At 66.9% G+C, this 24,584-nt stretch carries 26 protein-coding genes, 1 tRNA gene and 1 riboswitch; of the genes, 20 read left to right on the top strand and 7 right to left on the bottom strand.

The genetic code is table 11. From position 1 onward, the window contains the following. Window positions 1–135 precede the first annotated feature (135 nt). Window positions 136–927 (top strand): inositol monophosphatase family protein, encoded by a 792-nt coding sequence (locus OCH239_RS09565; protein WP_037261649.1) that lies wholly within the window; start codon window positions 136–138, stop codon window positions 925–927. Between the two features lie 4 nt (window positions 928–931). On the opposite strand, the gene OCH239_RS09560 is transcribed toward OCH239_RS09565, so the two are convergent. The 3 genes from OCH239_RS09560 to putA all read right to left on the bottom strand — a co-directional run bounded on the left by OCH239_RS09560 (window position 932) and on the right by putA (window position 5,616). Next, window positions 932–1,300, bottom strand: coding sequence for a GFA family protein (locus OCH239_RS09560; protein ID WP_037261647.1), 369 nt, complete (start codon window positions 1,298–1,300; stop codon window positions 932–934). Next, a complete protein-coding gene (locus tag OCH239_RS09555) occupies window positions 1,297–2,082 on the bottom strand; it encodes a rhomboid family intramembrane serine protease (RefSeq protein ID WP_037261645.1) in 786 nt (261 codons plus the stop codon). The genes OCH239_RS09560 and OCH239_RS09555 overlap by 4 nt, the downstream gene beginning before the upstream one ends. Window positions 2,083–2,178: 96 nt before the next feature. Beyond that, the gene (putA, locus tag OCH239_RS09550) at window positions 2,179–5,616 is read right to left on the bottom strand and encodes a bifunctional proline dehydrogenase/L-glutamate gamma-semialdehyde dehydrogenase PutA (protein ID WP_037261643.1); all 3,438 of its coding nucleotides are present in this window, start codon (window positions 5,614–5,616) and stop codon (window positions 2,179–2,181) included. Between the two features lie 105 nt (window positions 5,617–5,721). Between putA and OCH239_RS09545 the strand changes: the two genes are divergently transcribed. From OCH239_RS09545 to nagA, 4 genes are all read left to right on the top strand, one after another. Continuing rightward, entirely contained in the window at window positions 5,722–6,198 is a 477-nt protein-coding gene (locus OCH239_RS09545) for an Lrp/AsnC family transcriptional regulator (RefSeq protein WP_037261641.1), read from the top strand. Window positions 6,199–6,244: 46 nt separating this feature from the next. After that, a tRNA-Leu gene (locus tag OCH239_RS09540) sits at window positions 6,245–6,328 on the top strand. Window positions 6,329–6,351: 23 nt separating this feature from the next. Continuing rightward, window positions 6,352–7,209 (top strand): glucosamine kinase nucleotide-binding domain-containing protein, encoded by an 858-nt coding sequence (locus OCH239_RS09535; RefSeq protein WP_037261639.1) that lies wholly within the window; start codon window positions 6,352–6,354, stop codon window positions 7,207–7,209. Continuing rightward, the gene (gene nagA / locus OCH239_RS09530; protein WP_037261637.1) at window positions 7,206–8,336 is read left to right on the top strand and encodes an N-acetylglucosamine-6-phosphate deacetylase; all 1,131 of its coding nucleotides are present in this window, start codon (window positions 7,206–7,208) and stop codon (window positions 8,334–8,336) included. The genes OCH239_RS09535 and nagA overlap by 4 nt, the downstream gene beginning before the upstream one ends. 4 nt (window positions 8,337–8,340) lie before the next feature. On the opposite strand, the gene irrA is transcribed toward nagA, so the two are convergent. After that, entirely contained in the window at window positions 8,341–8,760 is a 420-nt protein-coding gene (irrA, locus tag OCH239_RS09525; protein WP_037261893.1) for an iron response transcriptional regulator IrrA, read from the bottom strand. 187 nt (window positions 8,761–8,947) lie between these two features. Here irrA and fabA point away from each other — a divergent pair, with 187 nt between their 5' ends. The 11 genes from fabA to metK all read left to right on the top strand — a co-directional run bounded on the left by fabA (window position 8,948) and on the right by metK (window position 19,645). After that, window positions 8,948–9,457 (top strand): bifunctional 3-hydroxydecanoyl-ACP dehydratase/trans-2-decenoyl-ACP isomerase, encoded by a 510-nt coding sequence (gene fabA, locus OCH239_RS09520; RefSeq protein ID WP_037261634.1) that lies wholly within the window; start codon window positions 8,948–8,950, stop codon window positions 9,455–9,457. Between the two features lie 219 nt (window positions 9,458–9,676). Continuing rightward, window positions 9,677–10,906, top strand: a complete 1,230-nt coding sequence (gene fabB, locus OCH239_RS09515) for a beta-ketoacyl-ACP synthase I (RefSeq protein ID WP_037261631.1) — start codon at window positions 9,677–9,679, stop codon at window positions 10,904–10,906. Window positions 10,907–10,946: 40 nt separating this feature from the next. Further along, window positions 10,947–11,735, top strand: a complete 789-nt coding sequence (locus tag OCH239_RS09510; protein WP_037261628.1) for an enoyl-ACP reductase FabI — start codon at window positions 10,947–10,949, stop codon at window positions 11,733–11,735. Window positions 11,736–11,786: 51 nt separating this feature from the next. Next, window positions 11,787–11,972, top strand: coding sequence for a hypothetical protein (locus tag OCH239_RS22625; protein ID WP_157577840.1), 186 nt, complete (start codon window positions 11,787–11,789; stop codon window positions 11,970–11,972). A 77-nt stretch (window positions 11,973–12,049) separates the two neighbouring features. Beyond that, the gene (locus OCH239_RS09505; RefSeq protein WP_037261626.1) at window positions 12,050–12,724 is read left to right on the top strand and encodes an FAD-binding oxidoreductase; all 675 of its coding nucleotides are present in this window, start codon (window positions 12,050–12,052) and stop codon (window positions 12,722–12,724) included. 171 nt (window positions 12,725–12,895) lie between these two features. After that, window positions 12,896–14,218 (top strand): tRNA (N6-isopentenyl adenosine(37)-C2)-methylthiotransferase MiaB, encoded by a 1,323-nt coding sequence (gene miaB / locus OCH239_RS09500; RefSeq protein ID WP_037261624.1) that lies wholly within the window; start codon window positions 12,896–12,898, stop codon window positions 14,216–14,218. 117 nt (window positions 14,219–14,335) lie between these two features. Further along, a complete protein-coding gene (locus tag OCH239_RS09495) occupies window positions 14,336–15,319 on the top strand; it encodes a PhoH family protein (protein ID WP_037261622.1) in 984 nt (327 codons plus the stop codon). Between the two features lie 66 nt (window positions 15,320–15,385). Then, complete coding sequence (gene ybeY / locus OCH239_RS09490) at window positions 15,386–15,910, top strand: rRNA maturation RNase YbeY (RefSeq protein ID WP_037261620.1); 525 nt, start codon at window positions 15,386–15,388, stop codon at window positions 15,908–15,910. Window positions 15,911–15,932: 22 nt separating this feature from the next. Next, window positions 15,933–16,877, top strand: a complete 945-nt coding sequence (locus tag OCH239_RS09485; RefSeq protein WP_037261617.1) for a hemolysin family protein — start codon at window positions 15,933–15,935, stop codon at window positions 16,875–16,877. Beyond that, window positions 16,870–18,384, top strand: coding sequence for an apolipoprotein N-acyltransferase (lnt, locus tag OCH239_RS09480; protein WP_051489405.1), 1,515 nt, complete (start codon window positions 16,870–16,872; stop codon window positions 18,382–18,384). The genes OCH239_RS09485 and lnt overlap by 8 nt, the downstream gene beginning before the upstream one ends. 26 nt (window positions 18,385–18,410) lie before the next feature. Next, window positions 18,411–18,459: riboswitch (SAM-SAH riboswitch) on the top strand. 7 nt (window positions 18,460–18,466) lie between these two features. Beyond that, window positions 18,467–19,645, top strand: a complete 1,179-nt coding sequence (gene metK / locus OCH239_RS09475; RefSeq protein ID WP_037261616.1) for a methionine adenosyltransferase — start codon at window positions 18,467–18,469, stop codon at window positions 19,643–19,645. 30 nt (window positions 19,646–19,675) lie between these two features. On the opposite strand, the gene OCH239_RS09470 is transcribed toward metK, so the two are convergent. After that, window positions 19,676–20,383, bottom strand: coding sequence for an NUDIX hydrolase (locus OCH239_RS09470; RefSeq protein ID WP_037261614.1), 708 nt, complete (start codon window positions 20,381–20,383; stop codon window positions 19,676–19,678). Between the two features lie 11 nt (window positions 20,384–20,394). Beyond that, window positions 20,395–20,802 carry a DUF983 domain-containing protein gene (locus OCH239_RS09465; protein WP_037261612.1) on the bottom strand — a complete coding sequence of 136 codons (408 nt, stop codon included), beginning with the start codon at window positions 20,800–20,802 and terminating at the stop codon, window positions 20,395–20,397. A gap of 216 nt (window positions 20,803–21,018) precedes the next feature. Here OCH239_RS09465 and OCH239_RS21685 point away from each other — a divergent pair, with 216 nt between their 5' ends. From OCH239_RS21685 to OCH239_RS09445, 4 genes are all read left to right on the top strand, one after another. Beyond that, window positions 21,019–21,573, top strand: coding sequence for an EF-hand domain-containing protein (locus tag OCH239_RS21685; protein WP_051489404.1), 555 nt, complete (start codon window positions 21,019–21,021; stop codon window positions 21,571–21,573). Window positions 21,574–21,668: 95 nt separating this feature from the next. After that, window positions 21,669–22,238, top strand: a complete 570-nt coding sequence (locus OCH239_RS09455; RefSeq protein WP_037261610.1) for an RNA polymerase sigma factor — start codon at window positions 21,669–21,671, stop codon at window positions 22,236–22,238. Further along, window positions 22,219–22,593: a hypothetical protein gene (locus tag OCH239_RS09450; RefSeq protein ID WP_037261608.1), complete on the top strand. Its 375-nt coding sequence runs from the start codon at window positions 22,219–22,221 to the stop codon at window positions 22,591–22,593. Before OCH239_RS09455 ends, OCH239_RS09450 begins: the two co-directional genes overlap by 20 nt. 3 nt (window positions 22,594–22,596) lie before the next feature. Then, complete coding sequence (locus OCH239_RS09445; protein ID WP_037261606.1) at window positions 22,597–23,088, top strand: periplasmic heavy metal sensor; 492 nt, start codon at window positions 22,597–22,599, stop codon at window positions 23,086–23,088. Here OCH239_RS09445 and OCH239_RS09440 read toward each other — a convergent pair. Next, window positions 23,040–24,476 (bottom strand): diguanylate cyclase, encoded by a 1,437-nt coding sequence (locus tag OCH239_RS09440; protein ID WP_051489403.1) that lies wholly within the window; start codon window positions 24,474–24,476, stop codon window positions 23,040–23,042. The genes OCH239_RS09445 and OCH239_RS09440 overlap by 49 nt on opposite strands. Between the last annotated feature and the right edge of the window lie 108 nt (window positions 24,477–24,584).

Raw genomic sequence — 24,584 nt, 5'->3', positions numbered from 1 at the left:
CGGGCCCTTATCTTGTGGAGCGCCCGGACCGTGACACCGCATCTCGCGCGGAGTGTCGCGCACGACCGGAGCCCCTTCACATCCCCCGGACGCCCGCGTATACGCGCGCCCTGACTCAATGGAAGGGCCGGGCACATGCAGGGCAGCGCCAACCTCAACATCATGATGAAGGCCGCGCGCAAGGCGGGTCGCTCCCTCGTGAAGGACTTCCGCGAGGTCGAGAACCTGCAGGTCTCGATGAAGGGCGCGGGCGACTTCGTCAGCCGCGCCGACCTCGCCTCGGAAAAGATCCTGCGCGAGGAACTCATGGGCGCGCGCCCGACCTACGGCTGGCTGGCCGAGGAAAGCGGCGAGACGCCCGGCGAGGATCCGACCCGCCGCTGGATCGTCGATCCGCTCGACGGGACGACCAATTTCCTCCACGGCATGCCGCATTTTGCGATCTCCATCGCGCTCGAACACAAGGGATCGATCGTCTCGGGGGTGATCTACGATCCCGCCAAGGACGAGATGTTCTACTCCGAGAAGGGCGCCGGCGCCTGGCTGAACGACAGCAAGCGCCTGCGCGTCTCGGGCCGCCACCGCATGGCCGAGGCGCTCTTCGCGACCGGCGTGCCGTTCGGCGCGAAGAAGACGCTGCCCGCGACGCTCAAGGATCTCGCGCGGCTGATGCCCGCCTGCGCCGGTGTGCGGCGCTGGGGCTCGGCAGCGCTGGACCTCGCCTACGTCGCCGCCGGCCGCTATGACGGCTACTGGGAGCGCGAGCTGCAGATCTGGGACCTCGCAGCCGGCTCGCTCATCGCGCTCGAGGCGGGCGCCCTGGTCGGAGGCGTCCGCGAGGGACAGACACCGCTCGAGGACGGCACGATCCTCTGCGCCAACGGCAACATCTTCGATCATTTCGCCCGCGTGATCCGCGAGGCGTGAGGCCTCAGCTGTCCGAGGGGTGGTTCACCCCGTCGTTCCACGGCATGGGCTCGTAATCGGCGGGGTTCACGCCCTTGAGCGTCCCGAGGTTTATCCCGCAATGGCCGGGTGCCGACCGGCGCTCGTGGTAGACGTAGATCCCACAGATCTTGCAGAAGAAATGCTGCGCGGTACGCGTGCCGAAGCTGTAGAGCGTGAGTTGATCGGCGCCGCGCAAAACCTCGACATCCTCCTTGCGCGCCGAGACGTTCGGGGCGGCGCGCCTGCGGCAATACGAACAGTCGCAGCGGGCTGCCTCGGAGAGAGGCGTCTCCAGCCGAACCCTCAGTTCCACCGCTCCGCAATGGCAGGTTGCGCGTCGCGCCTCGCTCATGACGATCCCCCCCAAGGCCCCGGGCGGCGCCCTGGGCGTTTGCGCTGTCCCGCGCGCGGCACGTCGGTCGAGACGAAGCGATAATGGGCCGCGGGGTGGGGCGGCAGGCCGTGGCTCTTGCGCCAGAAGGCCGGGCCACCGCGCCGCAGCCAGAGCGGGATGCAGAGCAGCACGCCGATCACGAAACCGCCGACGTGCGCCCAGTACGCGGTGCCGCCCGCATCGGCGGGTGCGCCAATGCCGCCGAATGTCTGCATGCCGATCCAGAGGCCGAGCACGACCCAGGCCGGGATCGGCACCACGCGGAAGAGAAAGATCAGGATGATGAGGATATCGACCCGCGCTCGTGGGAAGAGCAGCAGGTACGCGCCCATCACGCCCGCGATCGCCCCCGACGCGCCGACCATGGGGACCTGGCTGTAGGGCGCGGTGACATATTGCGCGAACGCTGCCCCGATTCCGCTGGCGAGGTAGAAGCCGAGATAGCCAAGATGTCCCATCTCGTCCTCGACGTTGTCGCCGAAGATGAACAGGAACAGCATGTTGCCGAGGAGGTGCATGATGCCGCCGTGCAGGAACATCGATGTGAGGATCCCGCCGTAGCCGTCGCCCTGGCTCACGCGTGCGGGGATCAGTGCCCAGTCCCAGAAGAACCGGTTCAGAGCCAGCTCGTTCTGGAAGAGCGACCAGTAATTGAGAAAGATCACCACGTTCGCCGCGATCAGGGCGTAGGTGACGAACGGCGTACGCCCCGAGGGGTTGTGGTCGCGGATAGGAAACATGGGTCGGAAGCTTGGCGCGCCGCGAGGCGGCGTCAAGTCCGGACGGGGCGGGCGGACAGCGTCGTCAAGCGACTGTGTCCGCCCTCCCCATAAGTATCAGTCGACGCCGGCGAGCAGCTTGGCGTTGCCGCCCGCCGCGGTGGTGTCGACGCAGACATGCCGTTCGAGCCGGGCGTGGCCGCGGTCGGGCATGCCGGTGACGAGGAACCGGATCGGACCTTCGAAACGCGCGAGGCCTGCGCGGATGTCGCGCGCCGTTGCCTCGTCACCCCACCAGATCACTCCGGAGATGCCCTTCACCATGGCGAGCGCATCGGCGTCCAGCGACCCTTCGGCTTCCACCGCGACGCCGCCGAGATTGCGGATTGCCTCGGCCTGAGCCTTGGCCGCGTCCGCGCCCGGCCCGAGGCAGAGCACTGCGGGGCGGGGCAGGGTGGAAAGCACGTTCGACTCGCCCGTCGGCCCCGGAAGTTCGGTGCTGTCGATCACGGCATCGCTCGCCACCTGCTTGGCTGCCTTCTCGATCCGCTTCGGATCGTCCTTGCCAGTCCATTTGCCGGACGATGCCTCGGCAGGGTGCTTGCGGAACCGCTCGACGTAGTCCGGTCCGCCCGCCTTGGGACCGGTGCCGGAAAGACCCTCGCCGCCGAAGGGCTGCGAGCCGACGATCGCGCCGATCTGGTTGCGGTTGACGTAGATGTTGCCCACCTCGATCCGGTCGGACACGTGCTGGACACGATCGTCGATCCGAGTCTGCAGGCCGAAGGTCAGCCCGTAGCCCTTGCCGTTGATCGCATCGATCACTTTGTCGATCTCGTCCGCCGCGAAGGTCGCGATATGCAGGACCGGGCCGAAGATCTCGCGCTCGAGATCCTCGATCCCGCTGACCTTGATGAGCGTCGGCGCAACGAAGTGGCCCGCATCGGGTGTGTCGCAGGTCTTGAGCACGCGCCCCGTCTCCTCGGCCTCGGCGATGTAGGCATCGATCTCGGCCTTGGCGTCCTTGTCGATCACCGGGCCCACGTCCGTCGACGGATCCCAAGGCCGTCCGATCCGCATCGCCTCCATCGCGCCGGTGAGCATCTCGGTGAAGCTCTCGGCGATGTCCTCCTGCACGTAGAGACAGCGCAGGGCCGAGCAGCGCTGGCCGGCGGACTGGAAGGCGCTCTCGATGATCGCGGCGACCGCCTGTTCGGGCAGGGCGGTGCTGTCCACGATCATGGCGTTGAGTCCGCCCGTCTCCGCGATCAGTGGCGCGCCGGGCGCGAGGTTCTCGGCCATCGACTTGTGGATGATCTGCGCGGTCTCGGTCGAGCCGGTGAAGGCGACGCCACCCACGGCCGGATTCGACGTCAGCGCCGCGCCGACCTCACCCGCGCCGGGCAGAAGCTGGAGCACGGTCTTCGGAACGCCCGCCTCGTGCATGAGCTGCGCCGCGCGCCAGGCGAGGATCGGCGTCTGTTCAGCCGGTTTCGACAGCACGCCATTGCCGGCCGCAAGCGCCGCGGCGATCTGGCCGGTGAAGATGGCGAGCGGGAAGTTCCACGGGCTGATGCAGGCAAAGACGCCCACCGCCGGCTCACCCTCGGTCCGGGCGCCATAGTAGCGCAGGAAGTCCACGGCCTCGCGGATCTCGGCAACCGCGTCCTGCAGCGACTTGCCGGCCTCGCGGTGAAGGATCGCGAATAGCTCGCCGTAATTCGCCTCGTAGAGATCGGCGATCCCGTTGAGCACCTTCGAGCGCTCTTCGGCCGAAGCGTCCCAGGGCTTCGCCGCGTCCGCCGCCGCGGCGACCGTGTCGGGCGAGGCCCAGGTCACGGTCCCGACCTCGTCGCGGGGACGGGCAGGGTTCTTCACGGTTTCCGTCTCACCGGGGGGCGCATCGACCGCGAGAAGGGGGCCGGCGTCCCAGCGATGGCGCTCGAAGGCACCGCGCGCCTCGTCGATGGCGGCGAGCGTCGGGCGGTGCCGCAGATCCCAGCCCTTGGAGTTCCGGCGTTCGGGCAGGAAGATCTCGGTCCCGGTCGTCAATCCGCTGTCATGTACCTTGTCGAAGGGATCGGCGGCCACGGTCTCGGGCGCGACATCCTCGTCGACGATCTGGTTGACGAAGGACGAGTTCGCTCCGTTCTCGAGCAGACGGCGCACGAGATAGGCCAGAAGGTCGCGATGCGCGCCGACCGGCGCGTAGATGCGGCAGCGCACCCCCTCGTTCTCCATCATGAGGTCGTGCAGGGTCTCACCCATGCCGTGCAGACGCTGGAATTCCCACTTCTCGTTCGGGATCTCCATCGCCTCGGCCATGTGCAGCACAGCCGCGGCGGTGTGCGCATTGTGCGTCGCGAATTGCGGATAGATCCGGTCCGTCATCTTGAAGAGCTTGCGGGCATTGGCGATGAAGCTGACATCCGAGGCGGGCTTCGAGGTGAAGACCGGGAAGTCGTCGAGCCCCGCGACCTGCGCGCGCTTGATCTCGGTGTCCCAGTAGGCGCCCTTGACGAGCCGCACCATGATCCGCCGGTCGAGGCGAGACGCGAGATCGTGCAGCCAGTCGAGCACCGGTCCGGCGCGCTTGCCGTAGGCCTGCACCACGACCCCGAAGCCTTCCCAGCCCTTCAGCGAGGGCTCGGAGAGCACCTCCTCGATCACGTCCAGCGAGATGCCGAGGCGGTCCATCTCCTCGGCGTCGATGTTGAGCCCGATCCGCGCCGAGGCAGCAAGCTGGCAGAGCATCCGCAGGCGCGGCACGACCGTCTCGAACACCAGGTCAGACTGCAACTCGTCGTAGCGCGGGTGCAGCGCGGAGAGCTTTACCGAGATGCCCGGGTTGTCGCGCGTCTGCTTCGACTTCGCGGCGCCGGCGATGGCATTGATCGCGCGGGAATAGCTCAGCTGGTAGCGGCGGGCATCCTCGTGCGTGCGCGCGGCCTCGCCCAGCATGTCGTAGGAATAGGTGTAACCGCGCTTTTCCTGCTTGGCGGCGCGCTTCATCGCGGCCTCGATGGTCTCGCCCAGAACGAATTGCTGGCCCATCACGCGCATCGCCTGACCCGTGGCGCGGCGGATGACCGGCTCGCCCATCCGCCGGATCGCGCCGCGCAGATGCGATGCGATCCCCGGATCGCCGTCCTTCAGCACGTTGCCCGTGAGCATCAGCGCCCAGGTCGAGGCGTTCACGAGCGGCGAGGAGGAATGCCCCATATGCTTGCCCCAGTCCGACGGGGCGATCTTGTCCTCGATGAGCGCATCGATGGTCTCCGCGTCGGGCACCCGCAGCAGCGCTTCGGCGAGGCACATCAGAGCGATGCCTTCCTCGGTGGAGAGACCGTACTCGGCGAGGAAGACCTCCATCATCCCCGGATCGGAATCGGCGCGGATGTCGCGGACAAGCTGCGCGCCGCGCTTTGAGATCGCCTGGCGCTCCTCGTCGGTAAGGCTCGCGGTGCCGCGCAGCTCCGTCACCAGCGGTGCCTCGTCGGCATAGGTCATCTTGTCGATGACGTGGCGCAGGTCGGTCGCGTTGTCTCTGGGCATGAATTCCTCCGCTGATTTGCGCTAGTCTACGCCGAAATTTCGAGGTAATTGTCCTGAACTGGGCGTGGTTGTTGCCCGATCCGTCTTCATTTGTGGCCTCAGGCGATGCAAACCGACATCCTGGACCTCGACCGTTTCGACCGGGCCATCCTCGACGTGCTGGCCGAGGATGGCCGCGTGTCCATTACCGAACTGGCGCGACGGATCGGTTTGTCGAAGTCTCCGACGCAGGCGCGGCTCAGGCGGCTCGAGGAGGTAGGGGCGATCCGGGGCTACAGGGCGATCCTCGATCCGATCCGCCTCGGGCTCGAACACGTGGCTTTTCTCGAGGTGCGGCTTTCCGATACGCGGGAGGAGGCGTTGGCCCAGTTCAACGCGGCCGTCGCCCGGGTGCCCGAGATCGAGCAGGCGCACCTCATTGCAGGCAATTTCGACTACCTGCTCAAGGTACGCACGCGCGACATGCGCTCTTATCGCCGGGTCCTTGCCGAGCAGATCTCGACCCTCCCCTACATCTCTTCAACCTCCACCTATGTCGCGATGCAGGCGGTCAAGGAAGATGGCCTCGCGGAACCCCGTTGAGGCGCTTTCGCTCGCCCGCCCGGGCGGTTAAGGTCCGGCCTCGCTGGCCCGCGTGGTGGAATGGTAGACACAGGGGACTTAAAATCCCTAGGCGCATGCCGTGCCGGTTCGAGTCCGGCCGCGGGCACCAGCAAGAGCTGCGAAAGGCGGGTCATGGGGTCCGGTAGTCATGTGATCGCGGTCGACGGGGGCGGCAGCCGGTGCCGGTTCCTGCTGTCGGGTCCGGGCGGCGAGCGCCGGATCGAGCGCGGTCCGGCGAACGTCTTTTCCGATTTCGATGGTGCGATCGCCGTGCTTCGCGACGGCCTTGCAGCGCTCGAAAGCGAAACTGGAGTCGATGCTTCCGAATGTCCCTGCTGTCTCGCCCTGGCCGGCGTCATCGATCTCGACGTCGCCGCGCAGGTGTCCCGCGCGCTGTCTCTGCCCCAAGCGCGGATCGAAGAGGATTGGCGGGCGGCGCTCGAAGGGGCGCTGGGAGGGGCGGACGGGGCCGTGGTGGGCCTCGGCACCGGATCCTTTGCGGCACGGCTCGAAGGGAAGACTGCGCAGGCCATCGGCGGACACGGGCTCGCTCTCGGGGACGAGGCGTCGGGCGCTTGGCTCGGACGCGAGGCATTGAGGCGCACCCTGCACGCGGCGGAAGGCCTGACCGAAGCCTCGCCGCTGACGGATGAGCTGCTCGGGGAACTGGGCGGCGTCGCGGGTATCGTACGGTTCGGTGCGAGTGCGGCACCCTCGGACTACGCTCGACTCGCGCCGCGCGTGGCCGCGGCCGGGCAAGGTGATCCGCATGCGGCCGCCATTCTTTCGCAAGGCGCAGACTATATCGCGGGAGCGCTGCATGCGATCGGCTGGCAGTCGAGCGAGCCGCTTTGCCTCATCGGCGGGCTCGCGGAGACCTACGCCGCCTGGCTTTCGGCGCCGCTTGCTTCGGCACTGATTGCGCCCAGAGGGACCGCGCTCGACGGGGCTCTTGCGCTCGCGCGCGTTTATGCAAGCGAGGGCGCATGACCGAAACCGCCTATACCGGAGCACGCATCTTCGACGGGACGCGCCTTCATGACGGTTTGGCGCTTGTCCTCTCGGACGGCCGGGTGACCGCATTGCGGCCCGACACCGAGATCCGGGACCTGGAACGGGTTGATCTTGGCGGCGGAATTCTGGCCCCGGGTCTGGTGGATCTGCAGGTGAATGGGGGCGGCGGCGTCATGCTCAACGACCATCCGGATGTCCGGACCCTGCGAGTGATGGCCGAGGCGCATGGGCGGCTCGGCAGCACCACCATCGTGCCGACGCTCATCACCGACACGCGCGAGGTGACTCTCGCGGCCATCGACGCGATCGATGCTGCCATCGCCGAGGGCGTTCCGGGAGTGGGCGGGCTGCATCTCGAAGGTCCTCATCTCGACCCTGCGAAGGCCGGCGCTCATGATCCGGCGCTGATCCGGCCCATGGATGACGCTGATCTCGCCATGCTGGTCGCCGCGGCCCGCCGTCTGCCGACGCTGATCGTCACTCTTGCGCCGGGGGCGGCGACACCGGATCAGATCGGCCAGCTGCGAGACGCGGGTGCCATCGTGTCCCTGGGACACAGCGCTGCAAGCTACGAGGAGGCTGCTTCAGCCGTCGCGGCGGGGGCCTCCATGGTCACGCATCTCTACAACGCGATGAGCCAGCTTGGGCATCGCTCGCCGGGCCTTGTCGGCGCGGCGCTCGACCGCGACCTCTGGGCGGGGATCATCGCGGATGGCGTGCACGTCCACCCTGCCGCATTGCGCATCGCGGTCGTCGCGAAGCCGCAGCGCCTGTTCCTCGTGTCCGACGCGATGGCGGTCGCTGGCACGGACGCGACGCGCTTCACGCTGAACGGACGGGAGATCACCCGTTCGGACGGCAGGCTTACGCTAGAGGACGGAACGCTTGCCGGGGCGGATCTCGATCTGCCGCGGGCGATGCGGATGCTTCTGAGTGCCGGGAGCCGGGTGGAAAACGCGCTGGCGCTCGCGACGTCGCGTCCTGCAGACGCAATCGGGCGCGGCGATTTAGGCTACCTTCAGCCGGGGAGCCGCGGCGACATGGTGCATCTCTCCGACGATCTCGACCTGAGGCAGGTCTGGCGTGCCGGGCAACCGATCTGACTGCCTATCCGCGCCGGCGCAGGCGGATCACCACATCGACGCTCGCGATCTCGGCGCCCTCTGGCGCGTCGGGCAGGCGGGCGATCTCGAGCTGATCGGCGGGAGCGTCGGTGAGCCGTCCGTCTTCCTCCCAGAAGAAGTGCGGATGGTCGTGGACCTTGGTGTCGAAATAGCTCTTCGAACCGTCGACCGTGACTTCCTGCATGAGCCCCGCATCGCAGAAGGCGCGCAGCGTGTTGTAGACGGTTGCGAGCGACACCTTCTCGCCGGTCTCCTTCACCGCCGCGAAGAGGCTTTCCGCCGTGACGTGACGGTCGTGGCCGTCACCGACGAGCAGCGTGGCCAGCGCCGCGCGCTGACGGGTGGGCCGGAGACCGGCCTGACCGAGCCACTCGGTCCCGCGCTTTCGTGCTTCGGACGTCATCGTCAAATCAGGTTCCGTTTTCTCGCTTGCACCTGACATATAATGTCTCGGACCCTGATATTTCAAATGGAATCACAGCGGAGGGCGTGCGCGTCGCCAAAGGTGCGGCAGACTTGCGCCCGTTCGCGCGGCGGTGATAGACGGACGCCGATCAATGGACCTACAGGGAAGAGGGCGCCCGCCGCACATGGCCGATTATCCGACCAGCTTCGACAAGGACGACCTTCTGAAATGCGCGCGGGGCGAGCTCTTCGGCCCCGGAAACGCGCAATTGCCGCTGCCGCCGATGTTGATGATGGACCGCATCACCGACATTTCGGGTGACGGCGGACCGCACGGCAAGGGGCACGTGGTCGCCGAGTTCGACATCAAGCCCGACCTCTGGTTCTTCGAATGCCACTTCCCCGGCAATCCGATCATGCCGGGCTGCCTGGGGCTCGACGGTCTGTGGCAGCTCACCGGCTTCAACCTCGGCTGGCGCGGCTGGCAGGGCAAGGGCTATGCGCTCGGCGTCGGCGAGGTGAAGCTCACCGGCATGGTCCGGCCCGACCGCAAGATGCTGACCTATTACGTGGACTTCACCAAGGCCGTGCAGAGCCGCCGCCTGACCATGGGGGTCGCAGACGGCCGCGTCGAGGCGGACGGCGAGACGATCTACCAGGTCAAGGACATGAAGGTCGCGCTTTCCGAAAGCTGATCGCCGGCGAACTGGGTGTACTGCTTCGACGCGCATTACGCCGGTACGGTTTGCGACCTGTGCCTGCTCGGGCTCCTGCAGGGCAGGACGTTGATGCACGCGACCATGCCAATCACGCCGGTCCAGCATTTGACCGGCCCCTAGGGCAGCCGCGCAGTGCACTTGCCCCGCTCCGACCTGTCCCTTAGGAAGCGACATGCACCAATGAGGGGAGCATGCATGCGCCGCGTCGTCGTCACCGGGCTCGGGATCGTTTCGTCCATCGGCAACACTGCCGAGGAAGTGCTGGCCTCCCTCAAGGAAGGTCGCTCGGGCATCACCGCCAACGAGCAGATGAAGGAACACGGGTTCCGCAGCCAGATCGCGGGAGACGTGAAACTCGACGTCAAGGATCATGTCGAGAAGCGCACGCTTCGCTTCATGGGGCCGGGCGCCGCCTATGCCCATATCGCCATGACCCAGGCGATCGCGGATGCGGGGCTCGAGGAGAGCGACGTCGTCAACCCGCGCACCGGCCTAGTCGCGGGCTCGGGCGGGCCGTCGACCAGCGCCATGTTCAGCGCGCATCAGACGGTGCTCAAGTCCGGTTCGCCCAAGCGCATCGGGCCGACCGCCGTGCCGAAATGCATGTCCTCGACGATCTCGGCCAACCTCTCGACCGCGTTCCGGATCAAGGGCGTCAATTACTCGATCACCTCGGCCTGTTCGACCTCGCTGCACTGCATCGGCAACGCGGCCGAGCAGATCATGCTCGGCAAGCAGGACGTGATGTTCGCGGGCGGCGGCGAAGAGCTCGACTGGACGCTTTCGTGCCTCTTCGACGCGATGGGGGCGATGTCCTCGAAGTTCAACGATACTCCCGAGAAGGCCAGCCGCGCCTTCGACGCCGATCGGGACGGTTTTGTCATCGGCGGGGGCGGAGGCATGCTCGTCCTCGAGGACCTCGAGCACGCCAAGGCGCGGGGCGCGAAGATATACGCCGAGATCACCGGCTACGGAGCGACCTCCGACGGGCACGACATGGTCGCGCCGTCCGGCGAGGGCGGGGAGCGGGCGATGCGCCTTGCGCTCGACATGCTGCCTGAGGATCGCAAGGTCGGGTACGTCAACGCGCACGGCACCTCGACGCCCGTCGGTGACGTCGGCGAGATCGAGGCTCTCCGCCGCGTCTTCGGCGAAGGCGAAACGCCGCCCGTCTCCTCGACGAAATCGATGACCGGCCACAGCCAGGGCGCGACCGGGGCGCAGGAGGCGATCTACTGTCTCCTGATGCTCGAAAACGACTTCATCTGCCCGTCGATCAACGTCGACACCCTCGATCCGGGCATCCGTCCGGAAGAGATCGCGACAGCGCGGGTCGATGGCGCGGGCCTCGACACGGTGATGACCAATTCCTTCGGCTTTGGCGGAACGAACGGGTCGATGCTGCTGTCCCGCTATCGGGACTGATCGCGCGGGACGAAACCGGACAATCAGAACGGACAGGAATATGGGAAATCTGACGGGCAAGCGCGGGCTGGTCATGGGCGTCGCCAACGATCGCTCGATCGCCTGGGGGATCGCCAGGGCGATGCACGAGGCGGGGGCCGAGCTTGCCTTCACCCATCAGGGTGCCGCCTTCGGCGCGCGGCTGAAGCCTCTGGCCGAGAGCGTGGGATCGGACATGCTCTTCGACGTTGATGTCTGCGACGACGAGAGCCTCGATGCGGCCTTCGCGGCGCTGAAGGAGCGTTGGGACAGCCTCGACTTCCTCGTCCATGCCGTTGCATTCTCGGACAAGTCGGAGCTGCAGGGCCGGTTCATCAACACCTCGCGCAAGAACTTCAAGCACTCGCTCGAGATCTCGTGCTACTCGTTCATCGAGGTGGCGCGGCGCGCCCATCCCATGATGACCGAGAACGGCGGGACGATGCTGACCCTGACATACCAGGGCTCCAACAAGGTCGTGCCGAACTACAACGTCATGGGTGTCGCCAAGGCCGCACTCGAATCGACGACGCGCTATCTCGCGAACGATCTCGGGCCGGAAGGCATTCGCGTGAACGCGATCTCACCGGGGCCGATGAAGACCCTCGCAGGCGCGGCCATCGGCGGTGCCCGGCGCAGCTACAAGCATACCGAGGTCAACTCACCGCTCCGCTCGAACGCGACGCTCGAGGCGGTGGGGGGCACCGCGGTGTGGCTCGCCTCGGATGCCGGCGCATACACGACGGGCGAGGTCATCCACGTCGATGGCGGCTTCCACGTCCTCGGGATGCCGCAATTCGACAACCTTTGATTGACTTACTTTTGCCATACGGATGTCTTGGTTAACGGCCCAGATATCCGCATGGCACGGTCTACTCACTCCTACCCGACTCGCAGGCGCAAGCATCACCCCCTGGATTTCACCGGGGCGAGCGCCATGCGTGTGCCGGATGCCGCGCCCTCGCGCTCTCCTCTTCTGGCACGGCTGTTTCCCCTCATGGCCGCGATGCTCATCGCCATTGCTCTGGTGAGTTTCCTCGCTCCCTGACGCGGCAGGCGACGGGCCCAAGGAACCTCCCCGCGGCCGGGCTGTTGATGTCCGACGACAGTTCAGGGGAGATGAATATGACCCAGACGCTCACGCTTCGCTCGATCGAGCCCGTGACCCACGACACCAACCACCTCGTCTTCGACAAGCCCGAGGGCTTCGAATACGTGCCCGGCCAGGCGACGGACATGGCGCTCGATCTCGACGGGTGGCGCGAGGAGAAGCGGCCGTTCACCTTCACAAGCCTGCCCGGCGAGGAAACGCTGGAATTTGTCATCAAGTCGTACCCCGACCATGACGGCGTGACCGAGCGGATCGGCCAGATGAAACCGGGCGACAAGGTTCTGGTGGACGAGCCATGGGGCGCGATCTCGGATCAGGGGCCGGGCTGGTTCATCGCCGGTGGTGCGGGCGTGACGCCTTTCATCGCCATCCTGCGCAAGCGCCTGCACGAAAACGGAACGCTTAAGGGCTCGACGCTCATCTTCTCGAACAAGACCGAGAAGGACATCATCCTGCGCGACACGTTCGAGGGCATGGATGGTCTGTCTTGCGTATTCGTCGTCACAGATGACGAGGAGAGCCCACTCTATGCAACCGAGATCGGCAAGGCGATGCTCTGCGAGCATGTCACGCCGGGCGAGGGCAAGGCTTATGTCTGCGGACCGGACGCAATGCTCGACGACGTCTCGGCCGCGCTCAGGGACATCGGCGTCGATAAGAGCGATATCATCACCGAAGAGTTCGACTGACCCGCAAGGCCCGGCGTCCGCATCAGATGGGGGAGGCGACCGCCGGCTCCTCCGGGGCGAGATGGGAGGGGTCGGCCTTTCTGCGGGTACCCGGGCGCATTGCAAGAGCGGGGCAATCCGCGCTATAGGCCGCGCCTGATTTCCCCGACACTCCGCCCGCGGGAGGCCCGGATGACGCACCCCAAGAAGCTCTACATCAAGACCTATGGCTGCCAGATGAACGTCTACGACAGCGAGCGCATGTCGGAGGCGATGGCGGGTCAGGGGTATGTCGCGACCGACACGCCCGACGATGCGGACATGATCCTGCTCAACACCTGCCACATCCGCGAGAGGGCGGCCGAGAAGGTTTACTCCGAGCTCGGCCGTTACAAGGATCTCAAGGCCGAAAAGCCGGACCTGCGGATCGGCGTTGCGGGCTGCGTCGCGCAGGCCGAGGGCGCGGAGATCATGCGCCGGCAGCCGATGGTCGATCTCGTCGTCGGCCCGCAGAGCTACCACCGCCTGCCCGAGCTCGAGGCGAAGTCCCGCACCGGCGCAAAGGCGCTCGACACCGATTTTCCCGAGGACGACAAGTTCGCCGCGCTCAAGGGCCGAGGTCCGAAGGCGAAGCGCGGACCCACAGCCTTCCTCACCGTGCAGGAAGGCTGCGACAAGTTCTGCGCCTTTTGCGTCGTGCCCTATACCCGCGGTGCCGAGGTGTCGCGCCCGGTGGAGCAGGTCATGAGCGAAGCGCGTGACCTCGTCGAGCGTGGCGTACGCGAGATCACGCTCCTCGGTCAGAACGTGAATGCCTATCACGGAGCGGGGCAGGGTGGCGACTGGTCGCTTGCGCGGCTCATCCGCGAGCTCGAAACGATCGACGGTCTCGCCCGCATCCGCTTCACCACCTCGCATCCGAACGACATGGACGACGACCTCATCGCCGCCCACGGCGAGTGCGAGAAGCTCATGCCCTACCTGCACCTGCCCGTGCAGTCGGGCTCCGACCGGGTTCTCAAGCGGATGAACCGCAAGCACACCGCGGAAAGCTACCTCGCCTTGATCGAGCGCCTACGCGAGGCCCGTCCCGACCTGCATCTTTCCGGCGATTTCATCGTCGGCTTCCCCGAAGAGACGGAGGAGGATTTCCAGGCCACGATGCGACTCATCGAAGAGGTCCGCTACGGCTCTGCGTTCTCGTTCAAGTACTCGACCCGGCCAGGTACCCCCGCCGCCGAGCGCGCGCAGGTGCCCGAGGACGAGAAATCCGACCGCCTGCAGCGCCTCCAGGCGCTCCTCACACGTCAGCAGCGCGAGCTGCAGGACGCGATGGTCGGGCGCGAAGTCGACGTGCTCTTCGAGAAGCCCGGAAGGATGCAGGGGCAGATGACGGGCAAGTCGGAGTACCTGCACGCTGTCCACGTGACCGGCGAGGGCATCGCGCCGGGGGACATGCGCCGCGTCCGCGTGACCGAGAGCGGCCCCAATTCTCTCAAGGGCGAGCTTGCGTGAATGGCTGGCGCATTTCCGCGCCGTCATCGCGATTTCGCATCCCCGAGCGTGCGTGCCGCTTGCTTTGTCCGAGCTGCGTTGCCACGTTGAGAGCAACCGCCCAGACCGGAGACCTGCGTGAGCACCGCGACCCTTAGCGACGCCGTCCTTGAATTTCCCGACAACCGCCTTCTGATCGAGCTCTGTGGCGAGTTCGACAAGAACCTCACCGACATAGAAGCCCGATTGGGGGTTCAGATCCTGCGCCGTGGGAACGTGCTCGCCGTGCATGGCGAGCCGGCTGCGCAGGAAGAGGCGTCGGACGTGCTGCACGCGCTCTATCAGAGGTTGGAGCAGGGCAAGACAGTCTCGGGCGGCGATATCGACCGGGAATTCCGCATGAGCGCGCCCGCCGAGGCCCCCGCGGATCAGCTCGACATGTTCGGCGCCGAGGGCCGCGTCGAGATCAAGACCCGCAAGAAGCTCGTGGAGCCCCGCACCGAGGCACAGAAGGATTACGTTCGCGCGCTCTACGAGAACGAGCTGGCCTTCGGCATCGGCCCCGCGGGCACCGGCAAGACCTATCTCGCCGTGGCGGTCGGCGTGAACATGTTCCTGCAGGGCCATGTGGACAAGATCATCCTCTCGCGCCCCGCGGTCGAGGCGGGAGAGCGGCTCGGCTTCCTGCCCGGCGACATGAAGGAGAAGGTCGATCCCTACATGCAGCCGCTCTACGACGCGCTGAACGACTTCCTCCCCGGCAAGCAGCTCGCCCGCATGATGGAGGAGAAGACGGTCGAGATCGCGCCGCTCGCCTTCATGCGGGGACGCACGCTCTCCCACGCCTTCGTGGTGCTCGACGAGGCGCAGAACGCGACCTCGATGCAGATGAAGATGTTCCTGACCCGCCTCGGCGAGGGCAGCCGCATGGTGGTCACCGGGGACCGCAGCCAGGTCGACCTGCCGCGCGGCGTGCAATCGGGGCTGAAGGATGCCGAACGGCTTTTGTCATCGATCGACAGGATCTCGTTCAACTACTTCACCGCGAGGGATGTGGTGCGGCACCCGCTCGTCGCCAAGATCATCGACGCCTACGACAAGGATGCCGAGCAGGGCGGCTGACATGCGCGTCCTGCTTCTTGGCATAAAATACTCCAGGGGGCCGGGGGCTGACCGCCGGCGAAGCATGTGATCACCGACACGATCATCGATGATGAGCGCTGGCACGCGCTCGATCTGCCCTCGGTGGCCGAGACCGGGGCGCAAGCTGCACTCGTCCATCTCGGACTTCGCCCGGAAGATTACGAGATCGCCGTGCTCGGTTGCGACGACGCCCGCATCGCCGACCTCAATGCAGAGTTCCGCGACAAGCCGGTGCCGACCAACGTGCTGAGCTGGCCGGCAGAAAATCTCGCGGCGGCGGAGGACGGTGACGCTCCTCTCCCCCCGCCTGAGGCGGACGTTTTCGGCTCGGCCGAGCTCGGCGACATCGCGATCGCCTACGAGACCTGCCTGCGCGAGGCCGAAGCGGGGCAGATCGGCCTGCCGGACCACGTCACGCACCTCATCGTTCATGGAACGTTGCACCTTCTGGGCTATGATCATGTCCGAGATGGCGACGCGGCGTTGATGGAACGGCTCGAGACTGACATACTTTGCAAATTGGGCATCGCCGACCCATGTGCCGAAAAGGCGGGCGCGGCGCGGCCGTAGGATTGAGGACAGACTGAGAGAGATGGGTGACAACGAAGACTCGTCTAACGCGGCGCAGAGCGCGCGTGAGACGGATGCCGACCTGAACGGCGACGCGGCCGACGGCGGCTTTTTCAAACGCTTCTTCGGCTTTGGCCAAAATGGCGACGACGAGGATGGCGACGACGGCGAAGAGCGAAGCGACAGCAGCGAACGGTCGCACGGGCTCGCCAACCTTCGCCGCATGCGGGTCGAGGATGTCTCGATCCCGAAGGCCGACATCGTGGCGGTGCCGGACACGATCACTCGAGACGACCTGGTGCAGGTCTTCCGCGAAAGCGGGATGACGCGTCTTCCGGTCTATTCGGGAACGCTCGACACGCCCATCGGCATGGCGCATCTCAAGGATTTTGCGTTGAAGCACGGCTTTAACGGCACGGACACGCGTTTCAATCTGAAGCGTCTCCTGCGTCCTCTGCTGTTCGTGCCGCCGTCGATGCCGATCGGCGTCCTGCTTACCAAGATGCAGACCGAACGCCGGCACATGGCGCTGGTGATCGACGAATATGGCGGCGTCGACGGCCTCGTGACAATCGAGGACCTCATCGAGCAGGTCATCGGCCAGATCGAGGACGAGCACGACACCGACGAGGCCAAGAACTTCTCCGAGGAGAAGCCGGGCTGCTACATCGCGACGGCCAAGACCCCTCTCGAAGAGTTCGAGGCCGAGATCGAGATGGCTCTCACCGACGGGCAGGACATCGACCCCGAGGAGATCGACACGCTTGGCGGGCTCGTCTTCATCCTCGCCGGACATGTACCGACGCGCGGCGAGGTGGTGCTGCATCCGGGTGGTGTCGAATTCGAGGTGGTGGACGCCGATCCGCGTCGCATCAAGCGCCTGCGTGTTCGCCTGCCGGGCGCGCCCGGAACCGCCGCCTCGCTGGCGTCGCGCGGGGCCGGAGGCGCTGCCGCCAGCAATGGCTGACACGAGCGCGCGAGCCGCGTTTGCCGATTTGACACCCTGGGCACGCGTCGCGACATCGGCGGGCCTGGGGGGCATGTTTGCGCTCGGACAGGCGCCGTTCGACCTCTGGCCGGTGGCGCTCTGCGGTCTCGCCGGACTGTTTCTGGTCCTGCGTCAGGCGGTCTCGCCCAAGCAGGCTGCCGGAACGGCATGGGCATTCGGCGCCGGATATTTCGGCCTTTCGATGATGTGGATCGTCGAACCGTTTTTCGTCGATGCCGCGGTGACGGGCTGGATGGCCCCCTTCGCCCTTGTCGGTCTTGCCGGGGGGCTGGCGCTGTTCTGGGCAGCGCCGGCCTGGGCCGCGTGGCGGCTGAGGATACCGTCCCTCATCGTGCCTTTCTGGGCGCTTGCGGAGCTTTCCCGTGCCTATGTCCTGACGGGGTTCCCCTGGGGGCTCGTCGGCTATGTCTGGACGCCGAGCCCCGCCGCTCAATGGGCGTCGTTGATCGGGCCCCACGGGCTCACCGTCGCGACACTCGGCCTCGCCGCACTCGCGGCACATGCCGCGGCCGTGCGCAATCTCTATTCCGGCGGCTTCGCGCTGGCGCTCGGCGCTCTGCTTCTCGGCGGCGGTATGGCGCTGACCCCAGCTCTCGACGATCTCTCGGAGCGACCCTTGGTCCGTCTCGTGCAGCCGAATGCGCCGCAGGACGAGAAGTGGCGCCGCGACCTCGTACCGGTCTTCTTCAACAGGCAGATCGAGGCTACAGCCGCCGAACCGCGCCCGGACCTCGTCGTCTGGCCGGAAACGGCGCTCCCCGGTCTGCTGAATCACGCCGGAGAAGCCCTCGCAATCCTCGAGGAAGCAGCGCGCGGCGCTTCAGTGGTGGTCGGCATTCAGCGCGAAGAGGCAGGGCGCTACTACAATTCCGCCATCACTCTCGGCCCCGAGGGCGGCGTCGTCGACGTCTACGACAAGCATCACCTTGTCCCCTTCGGAGAGTACATGCCGGCGCGCTGGTTCTTCGAGCATATCGAAGTATCGGGACTCGCCGCGCGCGCGGAAGGCGGATTCAGTGCCGGCCCGGGACCGCGTCTCCTCGATCTGGGGCCGCTTGGGGCGGCGCTGCCGCTGATCTGCTACGAAGCGGTGTTTCCGCAGGATGTGGGCGGTGCCCCCGCGCGGCCCGCAATGCTGCTGCAGCTCACCAACGATGCGTGGTTCGGCACGTGGTCGGGGCCTTACCAACATCTTGCCCAGGCGCGGATGCGGGCGATCGAACAGGGGCTTCCGCTGCTGCGATCGGCCAATACCGGTGTTTCCGCGGTGATCGACCGAGGCGGACGGGTGCTGGCGCAGATGCCGATGGGCGTGCACGGCCACGTCGATCACGCCATTCCGGTAGCCGGTCCTCCGACCCTGTACAGCCGAACCGGTGACCTCCTCGCCCTCGGCATCACCTTGGCACTGGCGCTTGTTCTCGCTCTGTGCCATGACCGCCTTCGGGGTCGCGATAGACCCTGACGAGGCGCATGTCGCGTCCTCGCCCATCCCTGCCACAACGGCTTCCTGGCGTGGCAGCGAACATTCAATGGAGCGATCATTCATGTCTCGACAGTCCTACTATTTCACGTCCGAGTCCGTGTCGGAGGGGCACCCCGACAAGGTCTGTGACCGGATCTCCGACGCGATTCTTGACGCGCTCTTGGCCGAGGAGCCGCTTGCGCGTGTGGCCTGCGAGACCTTCGCGACCACCGACCGCGTGGTCATCGGCGGCGAGGTCGGTCTTGCCGACCAGGCAAAGCTGAAGGACTACATGCAGCGCATCCCCGACATCGCGCGCGCCTGCATCAAGGACATCGGCTACGAGCAGGACAAGTTCCACCACGCCACCTGCGAGATCACCAACCTGCTGCATGAGCAGTCCGCGCATATCGCTCAAGGCGTGACGGGCGAGCGCGGAGACGAGGGCGCCGGCGACCAGGGTATCATGTTCGGGTACGCAACGAACGAGACCGAAGCGCTCATGCCCGCGCCGATCCAGTTTTCGCACCAGATCCTCAAGCGGCTGGCCGAGGCGCGCAAATCCGGTTCGGAGCCAATGCTCGGCCCCGACGCCAAGTCGCAGCTCACCGTGCGCTACGAGAACGGCAAGCCGGTCGGTGTCACCCAGATCGTGCTCTCGACGCAGCATACCGACGAGGGACAGACCTCGGAGGACATCCGGCGCATCGTCGAGCCCTATATCCGGGAGGTGCTGCCCGCCGACTGGATCCTGCCCGAGACCGAATGGTGGGTGAACCCGACCGGGACCTTCGTGATCGGCGGCCCGGACGGGGATGCGGGCCTCACCGGCCGCAAGATCATCGTAGACACCTATGGCGGCGCCGCTCCCCACGGCGGTGGGGCATTTTCGGGCAAGGATCCCTCGAAGGTGGACCGTTCCGCGGCCTATGTCGCACGGTACCTTGCGAAGAATGTCGTGGCCGCCGGCCTTGCCGAGCGCTGCACGATCCAGCTTTCCTACGCGATCGGCGTGGCGAAACCCCTGTCGATCTATTGCGACACGCACGGGACCGGCGGGGTCGATCCGGCCGCGATCGAGGCGGCGATCCCGAAGGTCATCGACCTGACCCCGCGCGGCATTCGCACGCATCTCGATCTCAACAAGCCCATCTACGAGCGCACGGCGGCCTACGGCCATTTCGGGCGCGAACCCGAAGCCGACGGCGGCTTTTCGTGGGAGCGGACGGATCTCGCCGAAGCGCTCAAGTCGGAAATCTGATCAGGTCGGCGGCGAGCGATCGCCCTCGCCTCAGGCGCGTCCCGACAGGGGCGCGCGCTTTCCGAGACGCAGGAAGAGGCTCTCCTCGTCGTCGTTGCGAAAGAAGGGCACCGACGCCGGCGGCTCGGGATCGGCGGCGCGGGCCGCGACCTCGGCCAGAACCACCTCGGTGATGAACGGCATATCGTGCGCCCGCACCTCGTCGAGCGCCACCCATTGCAGATGGGAGAGCTCGTCCGAGGCGGCAGAGAAATCGTCCGGATCGCCGGCAAGAGCACCCGCATCCACGAGGAAGAACCGTGCATCGAAGCGCCGCGGCCTTCCCGGCGGGGTGATCGCACGGAAGACGAATTGGAGCGCGCTCGCATCCGGCACGTGCCCGGTTGCCGCAAAGTCGGTCCAGTCCGACGGCGGTGTGCCGGGCCAGTCACCGGGGCGACCGAGTATTTGCCCGGTTTCCTCGAAGAGCTCTCGGATCGCGGTCGTGGCCAGAACGTTCGGGTGGGAGGACACGGCATCCTCTGTGATGCGCGCCGCGCAAAGCGGTGTCAGGGGCGCTGCCAGCGGTACGGCGGCGTCACCCGCATCGGCTGCTCCGCCGGGAAACACCACCTTGTTGGGCATGAACGCGGCCCCGGCTCCGCGTTGACCCATCAGCACGCGCGGTCGGGACTCGCGGTCGCGCAGGACGATCACCGTGGCGGCGTCGCGGATCGGCGTTCCGGTCTTGTCGCTCATGGTCTCTCCCGTCAGGGGCGGGGATCGGGCTCCGGGTGGGACCCGAACCCGTGCATGCCGCGCGCCCACTGGAACGCGACGATCGCGCCCTTCAGCCGGGGCAGAAGGTAGAGGGTAAGCCCGACGCAGCCAACCGCGAAGATCGTGAAGAGCGTGAGAGGTTCGGGCCGCCACGTCTCGAAGACGAAGAGCAGGAGCGGCGCCATCAGATGTCCCACGATCAGGATCGTGAGGTAGGCCGGCCCGTCATCGGCGCGATGATGGTGTAGCTCCTCCCGGCAGGCCGGACACGTGTCGCGGACCTTGAGGTAGCCGCGCAGCAGCGGACCGCTGCCGCAGCTCGGGCAGCGGCGTCGCCAGCCCCGGCGCAAAGCGGGCCAGGTCTCGCGCTCTTCGGGCGCGGTTGCGTCGCGTGACATCGTCGATCCCTTCTTGATACGTGGCGCACCATGACTGCGGAGGCCCGGCTTGAAAAGGAGGCCGCCGGTCGTTGCGGCGGCATGTCGCAAATGCCGCCCGGCTCCCGATCCCGTGATGCCTGCGGCGACGGAACATTGCCGGGCTGCCGTATCACCCCTCAGAACCGCACCGGACACAGCGGTTCGCACTACGGATTATCGGGAAGGACCCCTGGAATGACAACCGCAAAATGGATCTCTTCGGCACTGGCCTTGGCGCTCGTCACGGTCTCCGTCGCCGCGGGCGGCGCGTCGGCGCAGCCGAAGGAAGGCGGCCATGGCATGCACCACGGCGAGCGCCACGATGCGCGTCGCATGGGTCACGGCCCGCACGGGGAGCATGGGTTCGCCGGTCTCGACGTGGACGGTGACGGCGTTGTGAGCGAGGAGGAATTCACCGATCCTTCCGCCGCCCGCTTTGCCGCGATCGACACGGATGGAAACGGAGAGGTGACGGTCGAGGAAGCCGCAGCCTATGCCGAGCAGCGCCGGGCGATGCGGCGCCAGGCCCGCGCGGAGCGCATGATCGAGCGGCTCGACCGTGACGGCAACGGCTCCGTCAACCTCGAGGAGATGAGAAACACGATGGACCGCGGCGCCATCTTCGGACGTCTCGATGCCGACGGCGACGGCGCGCTCTCGGAAGGCGAGATGCAGGCAGGACGAGAGGCCATGCGCCGGATGCGTCACGGCGGTGGCGAGCCCGAAGAGACGGGGGCGGGCGACGAGTAAGCACTTTTCGCCGGGCGGGAAGCTCCCGCCCGGAATTGCGCCCGGAACGGTGCGGGTCTAAGCGCTAGAGGCAGGGACAGGTGCCACTGGATGTGATGAGCGAACTCGGCGACGACGAGCTGCTGGCGCGGTACGCTGCCGGCGACCGTGCGGCGGCGCGCGCGCTGACCCTCCGCCTGACGCCCGGCGTCTATGCCCATGCCGCGCGCCTTCTCGGCGACCGGACGGAGGCCGAGGACGTCGCGCAGGAGGTTCTCCTGAAGCTGTGGCGTATTGCGCCGGAGTGGCGCGAAGGAGAGGCGAAGGTGACGACGTGGCTCTTCCGGGTGACGGCGAACCTCTGCATCGACCGAATGCGGCGGCGGAAGGCCGGACGGCTGGAGGAGGCCCCGGAGCCCGAGGACGGGGCGCCCTCGGTGACCGCACGAATGGTCGAGCGCGACCGCTCGGCGGCTCTGGATGAAGCGCTCGCCGCGCTTCCGGACAGGCAGCGTCAGGCGGTCGTGCTGCGTCATCTCGAGGGCCTCGGCAATCCCGAGATCGCCCGGATCATGGACATCAGTCCGCGTGCGGTCGAAAGTCTGACCGCGCGGGGCAAGCGGGCCCTCGAAGCAATTCTCTCGGGCCGACGCGAGGAGCTTGGATATGTCGACGAAGACACCTGACCACAACGGCCCCGACCTCGAGGAGTTCTTCGCGGCCGCGCGCGCCAACGCGCCCGAACCGCCCGCCGACTTCCTGACGCGCATCGCCGCCGATGCCGGGGCCGAAATCGATCGGCGCGAGGCCATGTCGTCCGGGGGCGGCACCGTGCTCGGTCGGCTTCTCGGAGCTTTCCGGCGGCACGGAGTCGAAGCGGGGGGGCTTGCGGCGGCGACCCTTGCCGGATTGTGGATCGGGATAGCGCCGCCGAGCGGCGTCGAGGCTCCTCTCGCCGCATTATGGGGGGACGAGGCGGAGACGTCCGCCGCCCTGGTGGATCCCGTCAGCGCCTATGACCTGGCGTTCCTCGGAGACTGAGCGATGAATGACACGCCGAAGCAGGTGCGCTGGCTCAAGGTCGGGCTCTATCTTTCGCTGGCGGTGAACCTGGCCATCGCCGGCCTTTTCGCGGGTATGGTGCTGCGGGACGGCCCCCCTCATCGCGGCGGCCGAGGGCCGGGGCACGAAGGCTTTCTGTACTTGCGGGCCTTCACCGACGACCAGCGTCAGGACCTGCGCCGCGCGTTTCGCGAGGAAATGGGCCATGACGAGAAAGATCGTGGCGAGCGCCGACAGGCTTTCCGGGAACGGTTTCTCGACGGCTACGAACAGGCGGCGACCACCTTGCGGCAAGACCCGTTCGAAAGGGACGCTCTTGCTCAGGTGCTCAACACGCAGGCGATGAGGTCCCGTGAGGGCAGGGCGCGGGGACAGCAGGTTCTGCTCGACTACCTGGCCGACATGTCGCCGGAAGCTCGAGCCGATTATGCCGACCGGCTCCTGCGCGAGATCGAGGACATCTCGAAACGCTGAGGCGCTTCGGCCGCGACCGGTGTCGGCAGCGCTCCGATCGCGGTCACGCGATCGCGGCCGGCTGTCTTCGCGGTGTAAAGTGCACTGTCGGCCATCCTGATCAGGCTTTCCGCATCGGGACTTCCGGTTTCGGGCCCGGTCGCCGCCCCGATGCTGACGGTGACCGCGATCGGGGGGTGACATGGCGCGATCTCGATCGGTGCCTCGCGCATCCGCGCGCAGAGCCGCTCGGCTATGGCAAGGGTCTGCGGCGCGTCGGTGTCCGGAAGGGTGACGAGGAATTCCTCTCCGCCGAGCCTCGAGACGAGGTCTGCGCCGCGGAGGTTCTCCCGAAGCCGTCGCGCGATTGCGACCAGAACCAGATCACCCGCCGCGTGGCCCCAGGTGTCGTTGATCGCCTTGAACTGGTCTATATCGGCAAGGAGCACGCCATAGGGCCGCCCGGACTCCCGTGCGCGCATGTCCACGCGCTCGAGATGGGGTAGGGCGTAGCGCCGGTTCCGCAGGCCGGTGAGCGGGTCGGTCATCGCCGCCCGCAGCCCCTCTTCCATTGTTGAGCGGAGCCGCGCCTCCACCGCGCGGCGCCGGATGATCCGGTCGAGCCGCAACGCGATCTCCTCGGGCAGGGCATCGCCGATCACCACGTCATCCGCGCCGAGATCGAGCGCACGCGAGGCGGCATGCGCATCATCGGCCGCGGTAACAAAAAGAATGCCGGCACGGCGCGTTTCGGGACGTGCACGCAGCTCGCTCACCAGGTCGAGGGCCTGGCCGCCGCAAGGATCGAGCAGGAACACAGCGTCCGGACGGCCGGCATCGCCGCGCAGGATCTCCTGCCGCGTGGCCGGCACGATCTCGACCCCGCCCTGCGCCGCAATCGCATCCGCCAGAGGGGCCGCAAACGGCTCTCCCGAATGCACGAGCGCGACACGCCTGCGGGCCGTGAACCCGGCGGCATCCTCTGCAAGACCCAACGCCACGCCGCTCTCGTCCCGCATCCGCAGCTCGCGCTCCGCCTCGCGCGCCCGCAGAAGGTTTCGCAACCGCGCAAAGAGCATCATGTCCGAAATCGGTCGACACAGCGTGTCCTCGGCCCCCGCGCGGAGCGCTTCGAGCCGCATCTCGGGGCTCGGCATATCCTCGATCACGAGCACCGGGAGTTCGCCGCCGGCTCCGAGCGGCCGCAGTCTTCGACAGAGCTCCCGTGCAGTCATGTCGGGCAGAGTATCGGCGACGATGACGAGGTCGGGTCTCTCGCGCAGAGCCGCGTCGAGCGCCGATGCGCCGCTATCGGCCTGGACCACCTCGTAGCAGGCCGTGCCGAGCTTCACGCGCAACACGATGCGGTGGGTCGCAGTCCCGTCGCAGATGAGGATGCGTCCAGACATTCCTTCCCTTTCATCGTGGCTCCGGACCGATCGTCCGCGCGCACTTGCCGTCCGGCTTGCCTCAGTTTCTATTGGGATTGGTTAAGAAACCGTTTCGGGGGTCCGGAC

It is taken from the genome of Roseivivax halodurans JCM 10272, from assembly GCF_000521785.1.
GTDB lineage: Bacteria > Pseudomonadota > Alphaproteobacteria > Rhodobacterales > Rhodobacteraceae > Roseivivax > Roseivivax halodurans.
The sequence above is the reverse complement of the archived record's forward strand: the minus strand, read 5'-3'. Positions and strand labels throughout refer to the sequence as shown.

Coding starts and splice junctions, on each gene's coding strand:
- OCH239_RS09565 (WP_037261649.1), top strand. CDS start 136: ATGCAGGGCAGCGCCAACCTCAACATCATGATGAAGGCCGCGCGCAAG.
- OCH239_RS09560 (WP_037261647.1), bottom strand. CDS start 1,300: ATGAGCGAGGCGCGACGCGCAACCTGCCATTGCGGAGCGGTGGAACTG.
- OCH239_RS09555 (WP_037261645.1), bottom strand. CDS start 2,082: ATGTTTCCTATCCGCGACCACAACCCCTCGGGGCGTACGCCGTTCGTC.
- putA (WP_037261643.1), bottom strand. CDS start 5,616: ATGCCCAGAGACAACGCGACCGACCTGCGCCACGTCATCGACAAGATG.
- OCH239_RS09545 (WP_037261641.1), top strand. CDS start 5,722: ATGCAAACCGACATCCTGGACCTCGACCGTTTCGACCGGGCCATCCTC.
- OCH239_RS09535 (WP_037261639.1), top strand. CDS start 6,352: ATGGGGTCCGGTAGTCATGTGATCGCGGTCGACGGGGGCGGCAGCCGG.
- nagA (WP_037261637.1), top strand. CDS start 7,206: ATGACCGAAACCGCCTATACCGGAGCACGCATCTTCGACGGGACGCGC.
- irrA (WP_037261893.1), bottom strand. CDS start 8,760: ATGACGTCCGAAGCACGAAAGCGCGGGACCGAGTGGCTCGGTCAGGCC.
- fabA (WP_037261634.1), top strand. CDS start 8,948: ATGGCCGATTATCCGACCAGCTTCGACAAGGACGACCTTCTGAAATGC.
- fabB (WP_037261631.1), top strand. CDS start 9,677: ATGCGCCGCGTCGTCGTCACCGGGCTCGGGATCGTTTCGTCCATCGGC.
- OCH239_RS09510 (WP_037261628.1), top strand. CDS start 10,947: ATGGGAAATCTGACGGGCAAGCGCGGGCTGGTCATGGGCGTCGCCAAC.
- OCH239_RS22625 (WP_157577840.1), top strand. CDS start 11,787: ATGGCACGGTCTACTCACTCCTACCCGACTCGCAGGCGCAAGCATCAC.
- OCH239_RS09505 (WP_037261626.1), top strand. CDS start 12,050: ATGACCCAGACGCTCACGCTTCGCTCGATCGAGCCCGTGACCCACGAC.
- miaB (WP_037261624.1), top strand. CDS start 12,896: ATGACGCACCCCAAGAAGCTCTACATCAAGACCTATGGCTGCCAGATG.
- OCH239_RS09485 (WP_037261617.1), top strand. CDS start 15,933: ATGGGTGACAACGAAGACTCGTCTAACGCGGCGCAGAGCGCGCGTGAG.
- lnt (WP_051489405.1), top strand. CDS start 16,870: ATGGCTGACACGAGCGCGCGAGCCGCGTTTGCCGATTTGACACCCTGG.
- metK (WP_037261616.1), top strand. CDS start 18,467: ATGTCTCGACAGTCCTACTATTTCACGTCCGAGTCCGTGTCGGAGGGG.
- OCH239_RS09470 (WP_037261614.1), bottom strand. CDS start 20,383: ATGAGCGACAAGACCGGAACGCCGATCCGCGACGCCGCCACGGTGATC.
- OCH239_RS09465 (WP_037261612.1), bottom strand. CDS start 20,802: ATGTCACGCGACGCAACCGCGCCCGAAGAGCGCGAGACCTGGCCCGCT.
- OCH239_RS21685 (WP_051489404.1), top strand. CDS start 21,019: ATGACAACCGCAAAATGGATCTCTTCGGCACTGGCCTTGGCGCTCGTC.
- OCH239_RS09455 (WP_037261610.1), top strand. CDS start 21,669: ATGAGCGAACTCGGCGACGACGAGCTGCTGGCGCGGTACGCTGCCGGC.
- OCH239_RS09450 (WP_037261608.1), top strand. CDS start 22,219: ATGTCGACGAAGACACCTGACCACAACGGCCCCGACCTCGAGGAGTTC.
- OCH239_RS09445 (WP_037261606.1), top strand. CDS start 22,597: ATGAATGACACGCCGAAGCAGGTGCGCTGGCTCAAGGTCGGGCTCTAT.
- OCH239_RS09440 (WP_051489403.1), bottom strand. CDS start 24,476: ATGTCTGGACGCATCCTCATCTGCGACGGGACTGCGACCCACCGCATC.